Below are 18,181 nucleotides of genomic sequence, written 5' to 3' on the forward strand. Positions count from 1 at the left end.
GTCGGGCACCCCGGCATGATGAGGTGTCCCGTACACCCAGGCGCGCGGTGTGCGGACGGCGGTTCGCTCCCCGGTGGTCGGCTCCACCTTGACTGCGCCAGTCGCTTGCGGGTCATCATAGCGGCCCTGGTGAAAGTGCCTAATGATCCTTTTCCACGCCTTCGCCACCTTTGACCCGCTAAGGTGCCAGGGATGCGTTCCGAACTCCCCCTTCGCAGGCCGGACGCGACCGTCCGTCTGGGCTGGCTGGACGCCCTGCGCGGTGTCGCCGCGATCACCGTGGCCCTGCACCACGCGTCCTACCACTACCTGCCGGACTTCCGCCGGACACTCCTCGAATGGATCGACCCGGGGTCGTTCGGAGTGCTGGTGTTCTTCCTGGTCAGCGGCTACATCGTCCCCGCGTCCCTGGAACGGCGCGGATCCATGCGGCGGTTCTGGACCGGCCGGCTCTTCCGCATCTACCCGCTGCTGCTCGCCGCCATCGCGTTCGTCGTCGTCCTGCACGTGACGGGCCGGTACGAGCTGCGGGACGGGCTCGCCACCGCCTACCACCCGGTCGCGGTCGCCCTGTCCCACCTGACGATGATGCAGGACCTCCTCGGCATCCCGAGCGCGATCAACGTGCTCTGGACGCTCTCCTACGAGATGGCCTTCTACCTGCTGGTCGTCGCGCTCTTCTCCGTCGGATGGCACCGCCGGTCGGTCGCCACGGCGTCCACGCTGGCGGTCGCGGCGCCCGCGCTCGCCCTCGTCCTGCCCGCCACGGCGCTGTCCACCCGGTTCGGGGAGGGCCGGGTCTCCCTCGCCGCGTTCGTGCTGATGGCCGCCTCGATCACGCTCGCCTGCGCGCGCCGGACCGCCGTCGCGCGGGCCGGGGCCCTCGCCGGCGGCGCCCTCGCGCTCACCCTCGTCCTGGTGAACGGACGCGTCGACCCCTGGCAGGGCCTGGCGATCCTCGCCGTCATGTTCACCGGGACGGTCGTCCACCGCGCCGAACGCGGCCAGATCCGCCCCCGGACCGCCCTCGCCGTCTGCCTGCTGGTCATGGTCAGCGCGGCGGGCACCGGGATCTGGCGCGTCCGGCACTACACCACCTGGGACACCGACCTCGGCGAGAAGCGCGCCTGGGCGCTCGCCGTCATCGGCGCGTTCGCCCTGTTCGGGATCGGGTACGCGCTGCGGCACCGGCATGTCCCGCGCTGGCTGGCCTGGTCCGGCGTCGTCAGCTACTCCGCCTACCTGCTGCACGAGCTGCTGCTCATGCTCCTGGACATGACCATCGGACGACCCAAGGGCGACCAGCCGCTGCTCTTCGTCCCGTTCCTGGCGCTCCTGCTGGCCGCGAGCTGGGCGTCCCACCGCTGGATCGAGAAGCCCGGCCAGCGCCTCGGCCGGGTCCTCGCCCGCCGCTTCGACCCCGACCCGGCCCCGGCGCCCGCCGCCGAGCCGTCCCGCGCATCGGCGGCCTCCTGACGAACGCGACGAGAGCGGACGCGGAAAAGCCCGGCCCCTCCGCAGGGGACGCGGAGGGGCCGGGCCTTCGTGCCGGCGACGCCGGAAACGGAACGGCCCGGGCCCCTGGTGTCGGGTACCGGGCCGGAGAACGCGCGTCAGGAGCGCGCGGCCTCCATGGCGCGCTTCACGGCGGCACGCTTCTCGCGGAGCTTGTTGAGGGCCTCCTCGAGGATGGCCTCACCGTCGGCGTCGCTGCGCCGCTCCTTCACATACGCGAGGTGCGTCTTGTAGGGCTCGGTCTTCGGCGGCGCCGGCGGGGCGTCCTTGTTCTGCCCGGCCGGGAACCCGCAGCGCGGGCAGTCCCACGTGTCGGGAACCGCGACGTCGGTCGCGAAGCTCGGACGGGTCTCGTGCCGGTTGGCGCAGTAGAAGGTCACCCAGACGCGAGGCGCCGCGTCCCCACGCTCGGCCTCACCCATCGGACCGGCGCCGACACGGCTTCCCCGAATCGCGTTGCCACTACCCACGGACATACTCCTCGGTCGATATGCCGCCGCCCGCTTCGAGGTCGCTCTGGGGAGCCGGGCGGCGGCTCGGCGGTGTTGGTGTTCTTCTCTTCGGCTCAGGTGCTACGGGACCAGACCCGGTGAACGCGGCTCAGCTGTGCTTGAACAGCAGGCCGAGCACGATGATCGAGGCGAACCAGACGACGCCGACACCGATGGTCAGCCGGTCCAGGTTACGCTCGACCACCGACGATCCGCCCAGCGACGACGAGATGCCGCCACCGAACATGTCGGACAGTCCCCCGCCCTTGCCCTTGTGCATCAGGACGAGAACCACCATCAGCAAGCTCGTGATGATAAGCACGATGGACGAAGCGATGATCACAGTTGCGCGCCTTCTCTGGCCTGCCCCGCCGAGGCGGGGCCTGTCTGATGTTGGACGGAGGATCTAGCCGGGCCGTTTACCCGTCACCCCCGCAGGGTACGACGAACTCTTCGCTGGTTCGGCAAGAACCGGCGGGTCGAGACCGAATTGATCTCAAGTCACCGGTCCCGCTCCGCCGGAATCAGGCCGGGAGGTCCCGGTACCGGCAGATCTTGACGAACTCACCCGCGTCCAGACTGGCACCTCCGACCAAAGCGCCGTCCACATCGGGCTGCGCCATGATCCCGGCGATGTTGTTCCCCTTGACCGAGCCACCGTACAGGATCCGCACCTTCGAGGCGGTCTCGCCGTCGTGCAGTTCGCCGACCCGGGCCCGGATCGCGCCGATGACCTCCTGCGCGTCCTGCGGGGTGGCGACCTCGCCCGTGCCGATCGCCCAGACCGGCTCGTAGGCGATCACCAGCTCGGCGACCTGCTCGGCGGTGATCTTCTCCAGCGCGCCCTCGACCTGGCTCAGGCAGTGGCCGACGTGCTCGCCCGCCTTGCGCACCTCCAGGCCCTCGCCGACGCACACGATCGGAGTGATCTTGTTCGCGATCGCGGCCCTGGCCTTGGCGTTGACCAGCGCGTCGTCCTCGTGGTGGTACTGGCGGCGCTCGGAGTGCCCGACGGTCGCGTAGGAGCACCCGAGCTTGGCCAGCATCGCGCCGGAGATCTCCCCGGTGTAGGCGCCGGACGCGTGCCGCGAGATGTCCTGCGAGCCGTAGGTGATCTGCAGCTTGTCGGCGTCCACCAGCGTCTGCACCGAGCGGATGTCGGTGAACGGGGGCAGGACGGCGACGTCCACCGCGGCGAAGTCGGCGTCCTTCAGCCCGAACGCGAGCTTCTGGACGAGCGCGATCGCCTCGAAGTGGTTGTTGTTCATCTTCCAGTTGCCCGCCATGAGCGGCTTGCGCGCGGGGGCGTTCGCGGAAGGGGCCATCTCGGTCAGTCCTCCAGAGCAATCAGGCCGGGCAGGGTCTTGCCTTCCAGATACTCCAGGCTGGCGCCGCCGCCGGTGGAGATGTGCGAGAACCGGTGCTCGTCGAAGCCGAGCTGCCGGACGGCCGCGGCGGAGTCCCCGCCGCCGACCACGGTGAACGCGCCGGAGTCGATCAGCCCCTGCGCGACGGCGCGGGTGCCGTGGGAGTACGGCTCCATCTCGAACACGCCCATCGGGCCGTTCCAGAACACCGTCCGGGCGTCGGCGAGGCGGGCGGCGAACAGCTTGCCGGACTCGGGGCCGATGTCCAGCCCCATCCGGTCGGCGGGGATCGCGTCGGCCGCGACCACCTCGTGCTCGGCGTCGGCGGCGAACGCGGCCGCCGCGACGATGTCGGTCGGCAGGACGAACTCGACGCCGCTCTCCTCCGCCCGCGCCAGGTACCCGCGGACGGTGTCGAGCTGGTCCTTCTCCAGCAGGGACGTGCCGACCTCGTGGCCCTGGGCCGCGAGGAAGGTGAAGACCATGCCGCCGCCGACCAGGATCCGGTCGGCCTTGCCGAGCAGGCTGTCGATCACGCCGAGCTTGTCGGAGACCTTGGAACCGCCGAGGACGACCGCGTAGGGGCGGGCCACGTCCTCGGTGAGCTTCCTCAGCACGTCCAGCTCGGCCGCGATCAGGTACCCGGCGGCGTGCGGCAGCCGCTGCGGGACGTCGTAGACGCTGGCGTGCCTCCGGTGGACGGCGCCGAAGCCGTCCCCGACGTAGATCTCGGCCAGGGCGGCCAGCCGGTCGGCGAACGCGCCGCGCTCGGCGTCGTCCTTGCTGGTCTCGCCGGGCTCGAAGCGCAGGTTCTCCAGGAGCGCGACCTGGCCGCCGACGAGGCCCGCGACGGCGGCGCGGGCGGAGTCGCCCACCACGTCGGTGGCGAACGTCACGTCCTGGCCGAGGAGCTCACCGAGCCGCGCGGCGACCGGCGCCAGCGAGAACTCGGGCTTGACCTCGCCCTTCGGACGGCCCAGGTGGGCGCAGACGACCACCTTCGCGCCGCGCTCTGCCAGGGCCCCGATCGTGGGCACGCCGGCCCGGATCCGGCCGTCGTCGGTGATCTTGCCGTCCTGGAGCGGCACGTTCAGGTCGGTGCGGACCAGCACCGTGCGGCCGGCCACATCCAGGTCGTCGAGGGTGCGCATCGGAACGCGGTGTCCTTCCGTGAGTCGCATACGGGTGAGTCGCGTGCGGGTGTGCCGCGGGCCGCCCGGGTGCGGGGCCGCCCGCAGACGTGCGCCCGCCGTGGCCACGGAACTCCTTCGTGGCCACGGCGGGCGGCGCGGCTCAGAGCGACGAGCCGACCAGCTTGACCAGGTCGACGAGGCGGTTGGAGTAGCCCCACTCGTTGTCGTACCAGCCGACGACCTTCACCTGGTTGCCGATGACCTTGGTGAGGCCGGCGTCGAAGATGCAGGACGCCGGGTCGGTGACGATGTCGGACGAGACGATCGGGTCCTCGGTGTAGTGGAGGACGCCGCGCAGCGGGCCGTCGGCCGCCGCCTTGATCGCCGCGTTGACCTCGTCGGCGGTCGTCTCGCGGCCGACCTCGACGGTCAGGTCGGTGGCCGAGCCGGTGGGGATCGGCACCCGCAGGGCGTAGCCGTCCAGCTTGCCCTTCAGGTCGGGCAGCACCAGCGAGATGGCCTTGGCCGCGCCGGTGGAGGTCGGCACGATGTTGATCGCGGCGGCGCGGGCGCGGCGCAGGTCCTTGTGCGGGGCGTCCTGGAGGTTCTGGTCCTGCGTGTAGGCGTGGATGGTGGTCATCAGGCCCTTCTCGATGCCGAAGGTGTCACGGATCACCTTCGCCATCGGGGCCAGGCAGTTGGTGGTGCAGGACGCGTTGGAGATCACCGTGTGCTTCGCCGGGTCGTACTGGTCGTCGTTGACGCCCATGACGATGGTGATGTCCTCGTTCTTGGCCGGCGCCGAGATGATGACCTTCTTGGCGCCGTTGTCGGCGTGCACCTTGGCCTTGGTGGCGTCGGTGAAGAAGCCGGTGGACTCGACGACGACGTCCACGTCGAAGTCGCTCCACTTCAGGTTGGCCGGGTCGCGGTCGGCCAGGACCTTGATCGCCTTGCCGCCGACCAGGATCTCGTCACCGGCCGCCTTCACCTCTTCGGGGAAGCGGCCCAGGATGCTGTCGTACTTGAGCAGGTGCGCGAGCGTCGCGGTGTCGGTCAGGTCGTTGACCGCCACGACCTCGATGTCGGCTCCGCTGGCCTTGACCGCGCGGAAGAAGTTGCGTCCGATCCGGCCGAAACCGTTGATGCCTACTCGGATGGTCACGGAACCGCTCTCCTCGTACGTCGACACGCCCGGCACGGGTGAATTCCGGGCGACTTCCTACCTGGACCCCGGGGTCTCCCCCGAACTCGACCTTACCGAACACGGCGCCGCCTCCCCGCACCGGCGGGGAGGATTTCGCCAGGTGACGCGCCTTTGCCCGGCCCGGGATCCGGAACCAGGACAGGCAGAGGTCTAGACCACACCGTCTAGACCAATCAGACATGTCCCCTGAAACCGGCGGGTTCATTCCCGCCGGTTCCGGGCCCGGCACGCCAACGGCCCGCCGGGTGACCGGGCCACGAGCCGGGTGACCAACGCCCTGAAATCCATCGAAATCCCCGGCGGCGGCGTCGGCTCAGGCCCGTTCACAGGCCGAGATCCAGAACCGGCCGGGGCTCCCGGGCGCCGTCCACGGTTCGCGGGCCGGTCCGATGGGGGGTATCGGACGGCGTCGGATCACGTGACGGCGGGGAGCGCGTGGCGGCTGGATCGGGCGGCGGCAAAAACCGGGGCGGTGGACCGAGGCGGCGGTGCCGGGGCGCGGCGGCTCCGGGGGCGCGTGCCGGGTCGTGTGCCGGGCTCTGACCGAAGGTCAGGGGGCGAGCATCTCCGCGGTCAGGTTCGCCTCGGTGCCGGGGATGCCCTGGTCGCCGGCGCGCTTGTCGGCCATGGCGAGCAGACGCCTTATACGGCCGGCGATGGCGTCCTTGGTCAGCGGCGGGTCGGCGAGCTGGCCGAGCTCCTCCAGGGACGCCTGCTTGTGCTCCAGCCGCAGCCGCCCGGCGCTGACCAGGTGCTCGGGGGCGTCGTCGCCGAGGATCTCCAGGGCGCGCCCGACCCGGGCGCCCGCGGCGACGGCCGCGCGGGCGCTGCGCCGCAGGTTCGCGTCGTCGAAGTTCGCGAGGCGGTTGGCGGTGGCCCGGACCTCGCGGCGCATCCGCCGCTCCTCCCAGGCGAGGACGGAGTCGTGCGCGCCGAGCCGGGTGAGCAGGGCGCTGATCGCGTCGCCGTCCCGGACGACCACCCGGTCCACGCCGCGGACCTCGCGGGCCTTGGCGTGGATCTTCAACCGGCGGGCCGCGCCGACCAGCGCCAGCGCCGCCTCCGGCCCCGGGCAGGTCACCTCCAGCGACATCGACCGGCCCGGCTCGGTCAGCGAGCCGTGCGCCAGGAACGCCCCGCGCCAGGCCGACTCGGCGTCGCAGGCCGCGCCCGCGACCACGTGCCGGGGCAGCCCGCGCACGGGTCGCCCGTTGTTGTCGATCAGCCCGGTCTGCCGGGCCAGCGACTCGCCGTCCCGGAACACCCGGACCACGTACCGGTTGCCCTTGCGCAGCCCGGACGGGGCGAGCACCACCACGTCGGAGGTGTGCCCGAACACCTCGGCGATGTCCCGGCGCAGGCGGCGCGCGGCCGACCCGGTGTCGATCTCGGCCTCGATCACGATGCGCCCGCTCACCAGGTGCAGGCCGCCCGCGAAGCGCAGCAGCGTCGAGACCTCCGCCTTGCGGCAGCACGGCTTGAGCACTTGGAGCCGGCTCAGCTCGTCCTTCACCACGCCGGTCATCGCCATAGATGAACCCCTCCCCCTATCGAACTTCCAGCAGTGTGGCCGATCGCGGCCCGGCCGGACGTCAGTCAGCGAATATCTGTACGAAGGCTTGGGCCAGCAGGGCGGGATCATGACGCGGCGAGCCGTCCGCGGCGGCCACGTCGGCGAGCACCAGGCGGCCGCCGAGATCGCCGACGGCCTTCTCCAGGGCGTCCGGCTCGTCGACCACGCCCCGGTCGGCCAGCACCACGTCGACCCGCAGGTCCGGCGCGTGCGCCTGGAGCACCTCCAGATGGTTCTGCGGCGAGAAGTCGTCGGTCTCGCCGGGCTGCGGCGCGAGGTTCAGCGCCACCACGCGGCGCGCCGGCGTCCGGCGCAGCGCGCGGACCAGCTCCGGCACCTTCAGGTGCGGCAGGACGCTGGTGAACCACGACCCCGGGCCGAAGACCACCCAGTCGGCCTCGTCGATCGCGGCGAGCGCCTCCGGGCAGGCGGGCGGGTCGGACGGGATCAGCGAGATGCCCTCGACCGTCCCCGGCGTCTTCGCGCACGCGACCTGCCCGCGCACCTGCACGACCTCGCCCGGACGGGACGGATCGGCGCCGCGCACGTCCGCGACGATGTCGAGCGGCACCGACGCCATCGGCAGCACGCGCCCGTGCGCCCCCAGCAGCCGCCCCACCCAGTCGAGCCCGGCCACCACGCCCGGCCCCTCGCCCGCCGCCCCGGGGGCGGACTGGCCGAAGAGCTCCCAGAGGGCGACGATGAGCAGGTTGCCGACGGCGTGGTCGTGCAGGGCGCCCTCGCTGCGGAAGCGGTGCTGCACCACGTCGCGCCAGGTCTGGCCCCACTCGTCGTCGCCGCACAGCGCGGCGAGCGCCATCCGCAGGTCGCCCGGCGGCATGACGCCCAGCTCACGGCGGAGCCGCCCGCTGGAGCCGCCGTCGTCGGCGACCGTGACCACGGCCGTGAGGGCGTCGGTGACGCGGCGCAGCGCGGACAGCGAGGCGTACAGACCGTGCCCCCCGCCGAGCGCGACGACCTTGGGCCCACGGGGCTTCACGGGTTCGTCAGTCTCCTCGGTCCTCCCGCGCGGGCGCTCACCCGCACGGCTCACTCGCGGCCGAGGTCGCGATGGGCGACCTGCACCTCGACGCCCTCGTCCCGCAGCCGGGCGGCGATCTGCTCGGCCATGGCCACACTACGGTGTTTGCCACCGGTACATCCCACGGCCAGCGTCACGTAGTGCTTGCCCTCGCGCTCGTACCCGGTCGTGAGCAGGCGCAACACCTCGGTGTAGGCGTCCAGGAACTGCTTGGCGCCCGGCTGCGCGAGGACGTAGTCGCGCACGTCGGCGTCGCGGCCGGTCTTCGGGCGCAGCTCCGGCACCCAGTGCGGGTTCGGCAGGAAGCGGCAGTCGACGACCAGGTCGGCGTCCACCGGCAGGCCGTACTTGTAGCCGAACGACACGACCGTGGCGCGCAGCCGCGAGTCGGTGCTGCCGTCGCCGAAGAAGCCGATGATCTTGTTGCGCAGCTCGTGCACGTTCAGCCCGCTGGTGTCGAGGACCAGGTCGGCCTCGGCGCGGACCTCGCGGACCAGCTGCCGCTCGCGCGCGATGCCGTCGACCAGGCGGCCGTCGCCCTGCAGCGGGTGCGGGCGGCGGACGCTCTCGAACCGGCGCACGAGGTCCTCGTCGCTGGCCTCGAGGAACACCACGCGCGGGTGGACGCCGCGGGCCTCCAGCTCGGCGATCGAGGAGTGCAGGTCGGCGGTGAACGCGCGGCTGCGGACGTCCACGACGACGGCGATGCGCGGCACCGCGTCCTTCACCCGGCCGCCGAGGTCGGCCATGGTCGCCAGCAGCGCGGGCGGCAGGTTGTCGACCACGAACCAGTCCAGGTCCTCCAGGGACTTGGCGGCCGTGCTGCGGCCCGCGCCGGACATGCCCGTGACGATCACGATGTCCGGGATGTGCGTCTCGGTGGTCACGTTCGTTTCCCCCTGTTGTCGGCGTCGCCCCTGTTGTCCGTACCGCTGTCCGTACCGCCGTCCGCGGCCCCCGCGGCGTCCGGCGTCGTCCTCGTTCCGTCGTCCGGCCGAGCCGTGTCCTCCGGCCGAGCGGTGTCGTTCGGCGCGGCGGTCGGCGCGTTGCCCGGTGCGTCCTTCCGTGCGGCGGCGGACGCTCCCGGGCCGTTCAGCGCGGCCGCGATCGTCTCGGCGGTGCGCAGCCCGATGCCGGGCACCTCCGCGATCTGCTCGGGCGTCGCCTCCTTCAGGCGTTTGACCGAGCCGAAGTGCTTCACCAGCGCCGTACGGCGGGCCGGGCCGAGCCCGGGGACCCCGTCGAGCTCGCTGACGGTCATCGACTTCGACCGCTTCTGGCGGTGGAAGGTGATGGCGAACCGGTGGGCCTCGTCGCGGATCCGCTGGACCAGGAACATGCTCTCACTGTTGCGCGGCAGGATCACCGGATCGTCGTCGCCGGGAAGCCACAGCTCCTCGAGCCGCTTGGCGATGCCGACCACGGCGATGTCGTCGACGCCGAGCTCGTCCAGGGCCCGCTGCGCGGCCGCGACCTGCGGAGGGCCGCCGTCGACGAGCACCAGGTTCGGCGGGTAGGCGAACCTGCGCGGCCTGCCGGTCTCCGGGTCGATCGGGCCGTGCGCCGCGGGCTCGGCGCCCGTGCCGGACGCGTCCCCGTCGTCGTCGTGGCCGTCGCCGAGGACGTCGAGCTCGCCGGTCTTCTCGCTCTCCGCCAGGTAGCGGCGGAACCGGCGGGAGATCACCTCGTGGATGGACCGGACGTCGTCCTGCCCCTCCACGGCCTTGATCGTGAACCGGCGGTACTCGCTCTTGCGGGCCAGGCCGTCCTCGAACACGACCATGGACGCCACGACGTTGGTGCCCTGAAGGTTCGACACGTCGTAGCACTCGACGCGCAGCGGGGCCTCGTCGAGCTCCAGCGCCTCCTGGAGCTCGCGGAGCGCGACGCTGCGGGTGGTCAGGTCGCTGGCGCGGCGCGTCTTGTGCTGCTTGAGCGCCTCGAGCGCGTTGCGCTGGACGGTCTCCAGCAGCGCCTTCTTGTCGCCGCGCTGCGGGACGCGCAGCCGCACCGGGCCGCCGCGCTGCTCGGCCAGCAGCTCGGTCATGGCCTCGTCGTCCGGCGGCAGCGCCGGGACGTACACCTCGCGCGGCACCGAGTCGCTGTCGCCGTAGATCTGGATGAGGAACTGCTCGACCAGGTCGGGGGTGGTGACCGCCTCGACCTTGTCGACCACCCAGCCGCGCTGGCCCCGGATGCGCCCGCCGCGGATGTAGAACACCTGGACGGCCGCCTCCAGCTCGTCCTCGGCGAAGGCGATCATGTCGAGGTCGGTGTCGTCGGCGAGCACCACGGTCTGCTTCTCCAGCGCCCGTTCGAGGGCGCGGATGTCGTCGCGCAGCCGCGCGGCCCGCTCGTACTCCATGGACGTGGCGGCCTCGCGCATGTCGCGCTCGAGGCGCTTGATGTAGCGGCCGGTGTTGCCCGCCATGAAGTCGCAGAAGTCGGCGGCGAGGTCGCGGTGCTCCTCGGGGGTGACGCGGCCGACGCACGGCGCCGAGCACTTGTCGATGTAGCCGAGCAGGCACGGGCGGTCGAGCTGGTGCTGCCGCTTGAACACCCCGGCCGAGCAGGTGCGGACGGGGAACACGCGCAGGAGCTGGTCGACGGTCTCGCGGATCGCCCAGGCGTGCGAGTAGGGCCCGAAGTAGCGCACGCCCTTGCGCTTGGCGCCGCGCATGACCTGGACGCGCGGGAACTCCTCGTTGAGGGTGACCGCGAGGTACGGGTAGGACTTGTCGTCCCGGTACTTGACGTTGAACCGGGGGTCGAACTCCTTGATCCAGCTGTACTCGAGCTGGAGCGCCTCGACCTCGGTGGACACGACCGTCCAGTCGACCCGCGAGGCCGTGCTCACCATCGTCTGGGTGCGCGGGTGCAGGGTGGCGAAGTCGGCGAAGTAGGAGCTCAGCCTGGAACGCAGGTTCTTGGCCTTGCCCACGTAGATCACCCGGCCGTGTTCGTCGCGGAAGCGATACACGCCGGGTTCGTCGGGGATCGTCCCCGGTGCTGGTCGATAGGTCGCCGGATCTGCCACATTGAAAGCCTAGTCGGCGGCACTGACAATCAGCGCCCGGCGAAGCCTCCCCGGGTGACCCGGACCACCCCGTCCGGCGTCCCGGACGGGCGGGGGTTCGGCCCGCCGTCCGGGGAGGAACCGGCTCAGGCGAGGGTGATCTCGCCCCCGGAGACGGTGATCTTCTTCGGCGGCAGCGGGGCGGGCGCGGGCGGCTGCGCGACCGAGCCGTCCGTGATCCGGTACTCGCTGCCGTGGCAGGGGCAGTGGATCAGTCCGCCGGACACCGAGCCGACCGTGCAGCCCTGGTGCGTGCAGACCGCCGAGAACGCCTTGAACTCGCCCTGGGAGGGCTGCGTCACGACGACCTTGGCGTCCGTGAAGATCTTGCCGCCGCCGACCGGGATGTCGGAGGCGTTGCCGAGCGACGTCCCGCCGCCCGCGCCGCCTCCCTGCGGGGAACCGCCCCCGGAGGACGAGCCGCCCCCGCCCCCTCCCCCGCCGCACGCCGCGGCCAGCCCGGCCACGCCCGCGATTCCGGCGCCGAGCAGCAGGCCCCGCCTGCCGAGATCCCCGGACAGGGGCGAACCGGTCGCGGACTGCTGGTGCTCCTGGGACATACGAGCCTCCTGTGCGCGTGCGGCGTCTCCGACGTCACCAGGAGCACGGTTCCGCGCCCGCGAGCGGTTCAATCCCCCAAAGGGCGCACGGACGCACGGGCGGGGACCCGGGGACGGGTTCGTCAGACGACGACGATGCCGTCGCCCTTCACCTGGACGGGGTACTCGGTGAGCGCCGTGCTCGCCGGTCCCTGCGCCACCGACCCGTCCGTGATCTTGAACTCGCTGCCGTGGCACGGGCACTTGACCACGCCGCCGGCCACCCGGTTCGTCAGGCAGCCCTGGTGGGTGCAGATGGCGCTGAACGCCTTGAAGACGCCCTGGCTGGGCTGGGTCACCACGACCTTGGTGTCGGCGTAGACCTTGCCGCCGCCGACCGGGACGTCCGCGACCTTGGCGATCTCCTTGCCCTTGAGGTCGTTCACGGACGCGGCCTTGGTCGACTTCGGCCCGCACCCGGTCAGCAGCCCGGCCCCGAGGGCGGCCCCCACCGCGCCCGTCCCGCACAGCACCATCCGGCGCCCGACCGCCCGGTCCGGGCTCTCCACAGCACCGGCGACCCGGTTCTCCCGGCCCCCGCTCGTCGCTTCGTCGTTCATGGTCCCTCATCATTCCGGACGCGTCCCCGGACCCCGCAGCACCCCCGCCGCAAGCCGCCTGGGAACAACGGGCCCCCGCGCCCGTCCGAACCGGACATCCCAACGCGGCCTCTGTATCGGGGGCCGGACATTCCGCAGGCCGCCCCGGACGGGTCCGGGGCGGCCTCCGGGGTGTTCGAGCGGGTCAGCCGAGGATCTTGGCGAGGAAGGTGCCGGTGTGGCTGCCCTCGACCTTCGCGACCTCCTCGGGGGTGCCCTGCGCGACGACGGAGCCGCCGCGGGAGCCGCCCTCGGGGCCCATGTCGATGATCCAGTCGGCGGTCTTGATGACGTCCAGGTTGTGCTCGATGACGATGACCGTGTTGCCCTTGTCGACCAGGCCGTTCAGGACGCCGAGGAGCTTGCGGATGTCCTCGAAGTGCAGGCCGGTGGTCGGCTCGTCCAGGACGTAGATGGTGCGGCCGGTGGAGCGGCGCTGGAGCTCGGAGGCGAGCTTGACGCGCTGCGCCTCGCCGCCCGACAGGGTCGGCGCGGGCTGGCCCAGCCGGACGTAGCCGAGGCCGACGTCCACCAGGGTCTTCAGGTGCCGGTGGATGGCGGTGACCGGCTCGAAGAAGACCGCGGCCTCCTCGATCGGCATGTCCAGCACCTCGGAGATCGTCTTGCCCTTGTAGTGGACCTCCAGGGTCTCCCGGTTGTACCGGGCGCCGTGGCAGACCTCGCACGGGACGTAGACGTCCGGCAGGAAGTTCATCTCGATCTTGATGGTGCCGTCGCCGGAGCAGTTCTCGCAGCGGCCGCCCTTGACGTTGAAGGAGAACCGGCCCGGCTGGTAGCCGCGCACCTTCGCCTCGGTGGTCTGGGCGAACAGCTTGCGGATGTGGTCGAACACGCCGGTGTAGGTCGCCGGGTTCGACCGCGGGGTGCGGCCGATCGGCGACTGGTCGACGTGGACGACCTTGTCGAGCTGGTCGACGCCGTTGACCCGCTTGTGCTTGCCGGGGACGGTCTTCGCGCCGTGCAACTGCTTGGCCAGCGAGTTGTAGAGGATGTCGTTGACCAGCGTGGACTTGCCCGAACCGGACACGCCCGTGACGGCGGTGAACACGCCCAGCGGGAAGGCGACGTCGACGCCGCGCAGGTTGTTCTGCTGCGCGCCCTTGACCGTGATCTCGCGGCTCTTGGTCCGCGGACGGCGGATCTCGGGCACCGCGATCTCGCGGCGTCCGGACAGGTACTGGCCGGTCAGCGAGTCGTCGGAGGCGAGGAGGTCCTCGACGGTGCCGGACACGACGATCTTTCCGCCGTGCTCGCCCGCGCGCGGGCCGATGTCGACGACCCAGTCGGCCGCGTTGATCGTGTCCTCGTCGTGCTCGACGACGATCAGCGTGTTGCCCATGTCACGCAGCCGGAGCAGCGTCTCGAGCAGCCGCTGGTTGTCGCGCTGGTGCAGGCCGATGGACGGCTCGTCCAGGACGTACAGGACGCCGACCAGCCCGGACCCGATCTGGGTGGCGAGCCGGATGCGCTGCGCCTCGCCGCCCGCCAGCGTCGCGGACGCGCGGTCGAGGGTGAGGTAGTCGAGGCCGACGTCGAGCAGGAACCCGAGCCGGGCGTTGATCTCCTTCAGCACCCGCTCGGCGATGTGCCGGTCGCGGTCGTTCAGGTCCATGGCGAGCAGGAACTTGGCGGCCTCGCCGATCGGCATGGCCGAGACCTCGGCGATCGACTTGTCGCCCATCGTCACCGCGAGCACGACCGGCTTGAGCCGGGCGCCGTCGCAGGCCGGGCACGGGATCTCCCGCATGTAGCCCTCGAGCTTCTCGCGCGAGGAGTCGCTCTCGGACTCGGCGTGCCGCCGGTGGATGTAGGGGATCACGCCCTCGTAGGCCGTGTAGTACGAGCGGGTGCGGCCGTACCGGTTCTTGTACCGGACGTGCACCTGCGTCTCGTGCCCGTTGAGGATCGCCCGGCGCGCCTTCAGCGGCAGCTTGCGCCACGGCGTGTTCAGGTCGAAGCCCATGGCGTCGCCGAGCGCGGACAGCAGGCGCAGGAAGTAGTCGCTGACGTGCCCGCCGGACCACGGCTGGATGGCGCCCTCGCCGAGCGCGAGGTCCTCGTCGGGGACGACGAGCTCGGGGTCGACCTCCATGCGGGTGCCGAGGCCGGTGCACTCGGGGCACGCGCCGTAGGGCGAGTTGAAGGAGAACGAGCGGGGCTCCAGCTCCTCGAACGACAGGTCGTCGTAGGGGCAGTAGAGGTGCTCGGAGTACATGCGGGTGCGGTTCTCGTCGTCCTCGGGGAGGTCGACGAAGTCGAGGACGATCGTGCCGCCCGCGAGGCCGAGGGCCGTCTCGACGGAGTCGGCGAGCCGCTGGCGCGCCGAGTCCTTGACCGCGAGCCGGTCCACGATCACGGAGATGTCGTGCTTCTCCTGCTTCTTCAGCGTGGGCGGCTCGTCCAGGCGGATCATCTCGCCGTCCACGAGCGCGCGCGAGTAGCCCTTGGACTGGAGCTCGCGGAACAGCTCGAGGTACTCGCCCTTGCGGCCGCGGATGACCGGCGCGAGCACCTGGAAGCGGGTGCCCTCGTCGAGCTCCAGGACCCGGTCGACGATCTGCTGGGGGGCCTGGCGGCTGATCGGGCGGCCGCAGACCGGGCAGTGCGGGTGCCCGATGCGCGCGTAGAGCAGGCGCAGGTAGTCGTAGACCTCGGTGATCGTCCCGACCGTCGACCGCGGGTTCTTGCTGGTCGACTTCTGGTCGATCGAGACCGCCGGGGACAGGCCCTCGATGAAGTCCACGTCGGGCTTGTCCATCTGCCCGAGGAACTGGCGGGCGTAGGCCGACAGCGACTCGACGTAGCGGCGCTGCCCCTCGGCGAAGATCGTGTCGAAGGCCAGGCTGGACTTGCCGGACCCGGACAGCCCGGTGAACACGATCATCGCGTCCCGCGGCAGGTCGAGCGAGACGTCCTTCAGATTGTGCTCGCGTGCTCCTCGCACGATGAGTCGGTCATGCACGGCGTCTATTCCGGTTCCTCTTCTGGGGCGCGGCGGCGATGGGACGGGTTGTCCCCACGGTAGTCAGGGGGTCCGACAGAACACGGGTACGCGCGGACTCCCCCGTCTGGTCAACAGAAAAACGGCCCGCCGAATTTCACCTCGGCCGTCCCGCCCCCACGGGACCCCGGCCACGCCCGAACCGTACACGTGTTCGAAGATCTCCCGCCACAGGAACGCGCCGGGGCCGTCCCCGGCCGGTCCCGGCCACCTCCGATCATGCCTGGTCAGGCCGGGGATCAACCTGCCCGGACGGGCGCACGGGAGCCCGGTCGCCCGCGCGGGCCGGGGATCCGGCGACGCCGGGCTCCGGTCAGGCGCCCCGGCGGGCCCAGGCCTCGCGGGTCATGCCCCACCGCATCCGGGGGCCCTCCTCGGCCGGGGCCTCGCGGACGTCGTCCTCGATCCCCAGCAGCCAGTAGCCGATCCTCGGCGGGACGGCGGCGCTCCGCTTGTTGGCGATGTCACAGTGGATCTCGACGCGCTCGATCCCCGGCAGGCGGAACGCGATCTCCGTGACCGCCTCGGCCGCCCTGGTCGCGTAGCCGCGCCGGGTGTGGCCGACGTTCACCCAGTAGCCGATCTCCAGGACGCCGGGACCGATCCGGTCGTGCAGGCCGACGGTGCCCGCGATCGCGCCGTCCGGGCTCTCCAGCAGGTAGGCGTAGTCGGTGCCCTCGTCCCAGTTCCGGCGGGCCTGGACCGCCCAGGCGCGCTCGGCCTCGAGGGTCGGGGGCTCGGCGGCCCACGGCATCCACGGGTGAAGGTGCTCGAACGACTCGGTCAGGGCCTTCAGCAGGGCCGGGACGTCGTCCTCGGCGGGACGGCGCAGGGTCAGCCCCGGCAGGACGATCCGCTCCGGCGGACGGCGGCCCGGGAGCGGTTCGGGCGGTTCAGGCGGTTCGGACGGGCGCTCGATGGTCATGCGCCGATCCTCACCGCCCCCGCCGGGCCGCTCCACTCGTTTTCCGCAACCGTGACAAGCTGGCCTTATGGATCTCCAGTCCGGCCCCCTGGATCTTCACCCCCGGCTGCGGTCGCGCGGCCCGGCCCGTCCGGGCGCGGTGGCGCTCGTCCTGCACGGGGGGCGGGAGTTCGGCCGGGAGCCCGCCACGGCGCGGCAGCCGCCCGCGCTGCGCATGGTCCCCTTCGCGATGCACCTGCTCAGCGCCGGACGGCGGCACGACCTGGCCGTCTGGTCGCTCGGCTACCGCTACCGGGGCTGGAACGGCGACGAGGAGTCCCCGCTCCCGGACGCGCGGTGGGCGCTGGACATGATCCGCAAGGCCCATCCGGACGTCCCGGTCGTCCTGGTCGGCCACTCGATGGGGGCGCGCACGTCGCTGCGCGTCGCCGACGACCCGCAGGTGGCCGGTGTCGCCGCGCTCGCCCCGTGGGTGCCGAGGGACGAGCCGGTCGAGCAGCTCGCGGGGCGCCGCGTCATGATCATGCACGGGACCGAGGACGGCACGACCCCGTACCGGGCGTCCGTCCGGTACGCCGACCGGATGCGTCCGGTGGTCTCGTCGCTCGACTTCGTGACGGTGCCGGGCGAGGGCCACGCGATGCTGCGCCGTCCCGGCCTGTGGCACCGGCGCACGACCGGCTTCGTCCTGAACGTCCTCGCCCGCGACCGCGCCTCATAAGGCGGCCGTCAGGAGGGTAGGACTCACTGACCCCGACGAAGCTCGATCGCGTGAACCGTGTCCAGGCGGGACTTCTCGCGCTCGAAGCCGGGTCGGGCATGTCAGGATGAGCTCCCCTGAGGACGCTAGGAGGCGTGATGGGCGGCGCGACGGGCGGATCCGGACAGCAGCGTGCGGCGATGCTGGCGGCGATCGAGGAGGGCGCGGACCGGCTCGCGAAGAACGTGGCCGGGCTCGATGACGCGCGGCTGCGGGCGGCCTCGGGCCTCCCGGGCTGGACGCGCGGGCATGTCGCCACGCACGTGGCGCGCAACGCCGACTCCCTGTGGAACCTGCTGGAGTGGGCGCGGACGGGCCGGAAGGTCCCGCAGTACGCGAGCTTCGAGGCGCGCGAGGAGGGCCTGCGCGCGGGCGCGGGACGCGGCGCGGACGAGCTGGCCGACGACCTGCGGACGTCGGCGGAGCGGTTCGCCGCGCAGGCGCGGGCGCTGCCCGACGAGGCCTGGGACTTCCGCGTGCGGGGCTTGATCGGGCCGGAGATGCCCGCCTGGTTCGTCCTGCACCGGCGGTGGCGCGAGACCGAGGTGCACCACGTCGACCTCGCCGCCGGGTACGGGCCCGCCGACTGGCCCGTGGACTACGTTCGCGCCGAACTGGAGCACACGCTGCGCGGCCTCACCGAGCTCGCCCCGGACGGACGCGGCGGCCTGGCCGGGCTGCGGCTCCGCGCCACCGACACGGGGCAGTCCGCCGACCTCGGCGACGGCCCGGAGGTGACCGGTTCGGCGGCGGCGCTGCTCGCGTGGATCACCGGGCGGTCGGACGGCCCGGGTCTCACCACCCGCCCGGACGGCGCTCTCCCGACCCCGCCGAACTGGCCGGTCGACCCGTCCATCCCGTAGGGCGGGCGG

At 72.0% G+C, this 18,181-nt stretch carries 16 protein-coding genes and 1 riboswitch; of the genes, 3 read left to right on the forward strand and 13 right to left on the reverse strand.

Going from position 1 to position 18,181, the window contains the following annotated elements; all coding sequences use genetic code 11:
- Positions 1-27: 27 nt before the first annotated feature.
- Positions 28-115, reverse strand: a riboswitch (ZMP/ZTP riboswitch).
- A gap of 77 nt (positions 116-192) precedes the next feature.
- The gene (locus tag EBO15_RS18055; protein ID WP_122195568.1) at positions 193-1,476 is read left to right on the forward strand and encodes an acyltransferase family protein; all 1,284 of its coding nucleotides are present in this window, start codon (positions 193-195) and stop codon (positions 1,474-1,476) included.
- 137 nt (positions 1,477-1,613) lie between these two features.
- Here the strand turns inward: EBO15_RS18055 and EBO15_RS18060 are convergent, their stop codons facing one another.
- The 13 genes from EBO15_RS18060 to EBO15_RS18120 form a co-directional block, all read right to left on the reverse strand.
- Complete coding sequence (locus tag EBO15_RS18060) at positions 1,614-1,985, reverse strand: RNA polymerase-binding protein RbpA (RefSeq protein WP_122195606.1); 372 nt, start codon at positions 1,983-1,985, stop codon at positions 1,614-1,616.
- A 130-nt stretch (positions 1,986-2,115) separates the two neighbouring features.
- Positions 2,116-2,349: a preprotein translocase subunit SecG gene (secG, locus tag EBO15_RS18065; RefSeq protein WP_122195569.1), complete on the reverse strand. Its 234-nt coding sequence runs from the start codon at positions 2,347-2,349 to the stop codon at positions 2,116-2,118.
- Positions 2,350-2,530: 181 nt separating this feature from the next.
- Entirely contained in the window at positions 2,531-3,331 is an 801-nt protein-coding gene (tpiA, locus tag EBO15_RS18070; RefSeq protein ID WP_122195570.1) for a triose-phosphate isomerase, read from the reverse strand.
- A 5-nt stretch (positions 3,332-3,336) separates the two neighbouring features.
- Positions 3,337-4,524 (reverse strand): phosphoglycerate kinase, encoded by a 1,188-nt coding sequence (locus tag EBO15_RS18075; protein WP_122195571.1) that lies wholly within the window; start codon positions 4,522-4,524, stop codon positions 3,337-3,339.
- A gap of 142 nt (positions 4,525-4,666) precedes the next feature.
- Positions 4,667-5,671: a type I glyceraldehyde-3-phosphate dehydrogenase gene (gene gap / locus EBO15_RS18080; protein ID WP_122195607.1), complete on the reverse strand. Its 1,005-nt coding sequence runs from the start codon at positions 5,669-5,671 to the stop codon at positions 4,667-4,669.
- A 592-nt stretch (positions 5,672-6,263) separates the two neighbouring features.
- Positions 6,264-7,244: a DNA-binding protein WhiA gene (whiA, locus tag EBO15_RS18085; RefSeq protein WP_122195572.1), complete on the reverse strand. Its 981-nt coding sequence runs from the start codon at positions 7,242-7,244 to the stop codon at positions 6,264-6,266.
- A 61-nt stretch (positions 7,245-7,305) separates the two neighbouring features.
- The gene (locus EBO15_RS18090) at positions 7,306-8,286 is read right to left on the reverse strand and encodes a gluconeogenesis factor YvcK family protein (protein WP_199744625.1); all 981 of its coding nucleotides are present in this window, start codon (positions 8,284-8,286) and stop codon (positions 7,306-7,308) included.
- Positions 8,287-8,336: 50 nt separating this feature from the next.
- Positions 8,337-9,215, reverse strand: a complete 879-nt coding sequence (gene rapZ, locus EBO15_RS18095) for an RNase adapter RapZ (protein WP_199744626.1) — start codon at positions 9,213-9,215, stop codon at positions 8,337-8,339.
- Positions 9,212-11,365: an excinuclease ABC subunit UvrC gene (uvrC, locus tag EBO15_RS18100; protein WP_122195574.1), complete on the reverse strand. Its 2,154-nt coding sequence runs from the start codon at positions 11,363-11,365 to the stop codon at positions 9,212-9,214. The genes rapZ and uvrC overlap by 4 nt, the downstream gene beginning before the upstream one ends.
- 125 nt (positions 11,366-11,490) lie before the next feature.
- Positions 11,491-11,964, reverse strand: a complete 474-nt coding sequence (locus EBO15_RS18105; protein ID WP_122195575.1) for a Rieske (2Fe-2S) protein — start codon at positions 11,962-11,964, stop codon at positions 11,491-11,493.
- A 122-nt stretch (positions 11,965-12,086) separates the two neighbouring features.
- Positions 12,087-12,563: a Rieske (2Fe-2S) protein gene (locus EBO15_RS18110; RefSeq protein ID WP_199744627.1), complete on the reverse strand. Its 477-nt coding sequence runs from the start codon at positions 12,561-12,563 to the stop codon at positions 12,087-12,089.
- A gap of 184 nt (positions 12,564-12,747) precedes the next feature.
- Positions 12,748-15,585 (reverse strand): excinuclease ABC subunit UvrA, encoded by a 2,838-nt coding sequence (uvrA, locus tag EBO15_RS18115; protein WP_122195576.1) that lies wholly within the window; start codon positions 15,583-15,585, stop codon positions 12,748-12,750.
- A 352-nt stretch (positions 15,586-15,937) separates the two neighbouring features.
- Positions 15,938-16,549, reverse strand: a complete 612-nt coding sequence (locus EBO15_RS18120) for a GNAT family N-acetyltransferase (RefSeq protein ID WP_122195577.1) — start codon at positions 16,547-16,549, stop codon at positions 15,938-15,940.
- Positions 16,550-16,616: 67 nt separating this feature from the next.
- On the opposite strand from EBO15_RS18120, the gene EBO15_RS18125 reads away from it, so the two are divergent.
- Entirely contained in the window at positions 16,617-17,270 is a 654-nt protein-coding gene (locus EBO15_RS18125) for an alpha/beta hydrolase (RefSeq protein WP_122195578.1), read from the forward strand.
- A gap of 137 nt (positions 17,271-17,407) precedes the next feature.
- Positions 17,408-18,172, forward strand: coding sequence for a maleylpyruvate isomerase family mycothiol-dependent enzyme (locus EBO15_RS18130; RefSeq protein WP_122195579.1), 765 nt, complete (start codon positions 17,408-17,410; stop codon positions 18,170-18,172).
- Positions 18,173-18,181: the final 9 nt, after the last annotated feature.

The sequence above is a fragment of the Actinomadura harenae genome, assembly GCF_003696215.1.
GTDB classification, from domain to species: Bacteria; Actinomycetota; Actinomycetes; order Streptosporangiales; family Streptosporangiaceae; genus Spirillospora; species Spirillospora harenae.

Bases quoted from the DNA above. Each gene is read 5' to 3' on its own strand.
- EBO15_RS18110 (WP_199744627.1), bottom strand. From the start codon at position 12,563: ATGAACGACGAAGCGACGAGCGGGGGCCGGGAGAACCGGGTCGCCGGT.
- whiA (WP_122195572.1), bottom strand. From the start codon at position 7,244: ATGGCGATGACCGGCGTGGTGAAGGACGAGCTGAGCCGGCTCCAAGTG.
- EBO15_RS18120 (WP_122195577.1), bottom strand. From the start codon at position 16,549: ATGACCATCGAGCGCCCGTCCGAACCGCCTGAACCGCCCGAACCGCTC.
- EBO15_RS18055 (WP_122195568.1), top strand. From the start codon at position 193: ATGCGTTCCGAACTCCCCCTTCGCAGGCCGGACGCGACCGTCCGTCTG.
- tpiA (WP_122195570.1), bottom strand. From the start codon at position 3,331: ATGGCCCCTTCCGCGAACGCCCCCGCGCGCAAGCCGCTCATGGCGGGC.
- EBO15_RS18130 (WP_122195579.1), top strand. From the start codon at position 17,408: ATGGGCGGCGCGACGGGCGGATCCGGACAGCAGCGTGCGGCGATGCTG.
- EBO15_RS18125 (WP_122195578.1), top strand. From the start codon at position 16,617: ATGGATCTCCAGTCCGGCCCCCTGGATCTTCACCCCCGGCTGCGGTCG.
- EBO15_RS18075 (WP_122195571.1), bottom strand. From the start codon at position 4,524: ATGCGCACCCTCGACGACCTGGATGTGGCCGGCCGCACGGTGCTGGTC.
- EBO15_RS18105 (WP_122195575.1), bottom strand. From the start codon at position 11,964: ATGTCCCAGGAGCACCAGCAGTCCGCGACCGGTTCGCCCCTGTCCGGG.